This is a genomic window from Hydrocoleum sp. CS-953, assembly GCF_002260545.1.
Taxonomy (GTDB): domain Bacteria; phylum Cyanobacteriota; class Cyanobacteriia; order Cyanobacteriales; family Microcoleaceae; genus Trichodesmium.
Genome location: NZ_LGSU01000637.1, coordinates 1 through 3997 on the forward strand (window position 1 = coordinate 1; position 3997 = coordinate 3997).

1 protein-coding gene and 1 pseudogene are annotated in these 3997 nt (G+C 34.2%); both read right to left on the reverse strand.

Annotation, left to right across the window (positions count from 1 at the left end):
- Positions 1 to 15: 15 nt before the first annotated feature.
- Positions 16 to 1491 (reverse strand): adenylate/guanylate cyclase domain-containing protein, encoded by a 1476-nt coding sequence (locus AFK68_RS07165; RefSeq protein WP_094672164.1) that lies wholly within the window; start codon positions 1489 to 1491, stop codon positions 16 to 18.
- A 44-nt stretch (positions 1492 to 1535) separates the two neighbouring features.
- Positions 1536 to 3589 (reverse strand): annotated as a pseudogene (gene amt, locus AFK68_RS07170) (ammonium transporter); the annotation flags it as partial.
- Between the last annotated feature and the right edge of the window lie 408 nt (positions 3590 to 3997).

Here is a 3997-nt window from a genome sequence, read left to right on the forward strand (position 1 = left end):
TACTCCCCTACTCCCCTACTCCCCTACTTCCCCACTTCCCTGCAAAATATAAGCCTTCATTTCCCCCTTACCTTTTATATCAATAAATCCCCGTTCTGCAAATAAAAATTTTTGCTGCAAAATCTGATAAGTTGTCTCAGTCACTTGGATAACCCCTGGTATACCATGAGACTCCATACGACTAGCAATATTTACAGTATCACCCCATAAATCGTAGATAAACTTTTTACGTCCAATCACACCAGCCACCACCGGGCCAGTATTAATACCAATCCGAATACGAAAATTTTCTTCATGTTCATCAGCAAAATGAGCAACTTCCTCCAACATATCTATAGCCATCAGAGCGATCGCCTCAGCATGATTTTCCATAGGGTTAGGCAACCCACCCACAACCATATAAGCATCCCCAATAGTTTTAATTTTCTCTAAACCATACTTTTCTGCTAATAAATCAAACCTAGAAAAAATCTCATTTAACCAATAAACTAATTTCTCAGGATGAGCACAACTTGCCAACTCAGTAAACCCAACTAAATCTGCAAATAAAACTGTAACCTCAGCAAAGCCTTCTGCAATTGTTTCTTGATTTTCTTTCAACTTATCAGCAATAGGTTTAGGCAGAATATTTAACAATAATTTCTCTGACTTTTCCTGTTCTAAAAGTAAAGCTTGTTCTGCCTTTTTCCTTTCAGTTATATCACGACAAAGAGCCAATATTAAATTACCATTGCCTGCTTTTAATAAACCGAGACGTACCTCTACTGGAAAAGTTTTACCATCTTTGCGCTTATGAATTCCTTGTACAGTTATAGACATTCCAGGAATTAATTCTTGCCACTTCTTATAAATCTCTTCTGATACAAAATTTGTCTCAATATCTTCTACATAAAAATTCAATAACTCTGCACGAGTATATCCTAAACCTTGACAGGTGCTTTGATTAACATCAATAATTTTTCCTTGTAGATCGTGAATAATAAAAGCATCTGCTGCTTGTTCCATAACAGCTCTAAATTTCTCCTCACTTTCTCGCAAAGCTGCCTCTGCTAATTTCCTCTCTGTTATATCTCTTATAGCACTTACTCTATATTGATTACCACGATAAAAAAATACTTTAGCCTCTATTTCTATAGGAAAAGTAGAACCATCTTTTCTCAGCCCAAAAACTTCATAAGGTTTTTCATATCCAGAACTCAGATTTTGCCATACTAAATCTCGATATTTTGACTCAATTAACTCCAAACCATTCATCCCAGTAATTTCTGATAATTCATATTTAAACATTTGCAGCGCTGCTGTATTTGCATCAACAATTTCTCCTTGTTCGTGAATAATAATTCCCTCAAAAGTTGCTCTAGATAAACTCCTAAATCTTTGTTCATTTTCCTGAAGCTTTGCTTGTGATTCCTTTCTTTCAGAAATATCTCTAAAAGTACCTGTGTAGAATTTTTTTTGATTTAATTTAGCTTCCCTAACAGCAATTTCCATAGGAAATAAAGAATCATCATTACCAATACCAACTAATTCATATNCCCGAAAACTCTAAATCAATTTTATTATCTGCAAAATTTTCCTCGACTAAATGAAGAAAAGTAGGAAAATCATACTGCCAATTTTCAGGTTTAATATCCGGCAAATCAAATCTATAACAAGCATCTATAATTTCCCTAGTAGGAGAGGATATCAAATCTGAGTTAAGCCATAATTTTAATGGTTCTACTATTAATTCTTTTACTTCCGTAAATAAATCATCACTATCCATTTTTTCCATAGTCAATGGATTAATAGTAAAGTCAGCTATTTGATAAATAGACATTCCTACTAAATCTTGACTGTTGTAACCAAAAATTCTCTCGGCGCTAGGATTGACACTAATAATTTCCAGTCCTGGTTTAGTAAAAGTAATAATTGCATCTGTAGCGACTTTAATAATAGCATCATTTCTCGCAGTAACTTCCTCCAAAGCATCTATAACTTGATTATATCTTTCAGCAATTTGACCTACTTCTGTAAAAGGTTCCACAGGCACTCGTAAACTTAAATCTTTCGTGCGAGCTTGAGAATTCATTACTCTAAATAAATCTAATATTTCCGTTTTTGCATTGTGTTCAGAAACATTTAAACCAATATATTCATCTTCTCTAGAAACCCGCAATAAAAAGAACTTATTTGTAATTAATAAAATTGGATATACAACACAAAATCCTAATATAAAACCTGCACAAACTCCCAATAATTGAACTGTAAATTGTTGACTTAAACTAAGACCAGTACCTAATATCTCTGCCTTTCCAAATAAAGCCACAGCTAAAGTTCCCCAAATACCCGCACCGAGATGAACTGGAATAGCTCCAACAGCATCATCCACACGAATTTTCTCTAAAGCTTGCTCTACCAAAATACTAACTACCCCACCAACAATACCAATGACAATGGCAGAAAAAGCTGTAACCGCATGACAAGCTGCTGTAATAGCAACCAGACCTGCTAAAGTTCCATTAATAAGTAGCTCAACACCAGGAATTTCTCTAATATACCAACCAATACCAAGAGCAGTCACCATTCCCGCTACACTAGCAAGAACTGTATTGACAATAATACCCGCCACTTGTCCATTTAATGCCAAGGTACTTCCACCATTAAACCCAAACCAACCAAACCAAATTAACATTGCTCCCAAAACCGATAGAGGTAAGTTGGAACCATGAATTTTTTCCGGTGGGCGATCGCCAGGAAATCTCCCAGTACGAGGTCCAATAACCAATAAAGCTGCCAAAGAAACCCAACCACCAATACTATGGACAACAGTTGAACCTGCAAAATCAATAAAACCACGTTGTCCAAGCCAACCTGTTAATAAACCTGTATCAATTCCATTCCAGACCCAATGACCAAATATAGGATAAATAAAACCGGACACTATAAAGGAAACAAATAGATATGCAGAAAATTTCATCCGTTCAGCCACAGCACCAGAAACAATAGTTGTAGCTGTGCCACAAAACATAGCTTGGAATAAAAAGAAGGCCGCGTCAAAAGGTTGTAGATCGGTTGCTAGGAAGAAATTACTATGACCAATTATTCCAGTAGCAGAAGCTCCAAACATAAAGGCAAAGCCAAAACCCCAAAAACAGGCAACTGAAATACCAAAATCAGTTAAATTTTTAATAGCAACATTAATGTTATTTTTTGACCTAGTAAGTCCTGATTCTAAACACATAAACCCAGGCTGCATTAGAAATACTAATCCAGAGCAAAGTAAGAGCCACAAAATATCAATTGCTTCGTAAGTAGGCTGAGATTGTGAAGTTGATATATTGTTAAATCTAGGTTGATTTTTTCTGTTAACAACAGTTTGAGGATTATAGAAATTTTGGGGTTTGATAAAATCTTCTTCTAAAGATTGATAAAAAATGGATTTTTCTGGTTGAAACTTATAATTTTTCCATACTTTTCCTTCTTTTATCTGAGTTAGTTGTTGATGATTATCTTTATCTATATATATATTTGTTAGTGACCCGTGTAAAATGGTTAATGTTAGAGCCAGAAAGAATAAAATAACCCCTAAAATATATTTTCGACGCATGGATTCGGGTCTGAGAAATTTATTTAGTTAGTTTTATTTGTAGTAAGTCAGTATTTCCTACGGAATGCTACATAAAAAGCAGTCAGTTTTTAACTATTCGTTACTAGCACAATAGAGATAAAAAGTTGGAATTAGTATTTATAAACCTCGAAAATATTAAGATTATGGCTAATCAAAGACATCAAATAAACTGAGAAATTTACAAATCAAATTCTACAAATTTTCTCGACTTAATTGCCAAATTTGTTGTTGATTTTTATAGCTGAATACTTAATCTTTTGTATAGGAACCTAGATTTATGGGGATATTTGATAAAAATATATAGCAATCCGTGCATAGGTTGTGATAAATTAAAAAGTAGATAAAAAATTTGAAACTCTTACCAGATGAGCTGTAGCAATAGTGCCT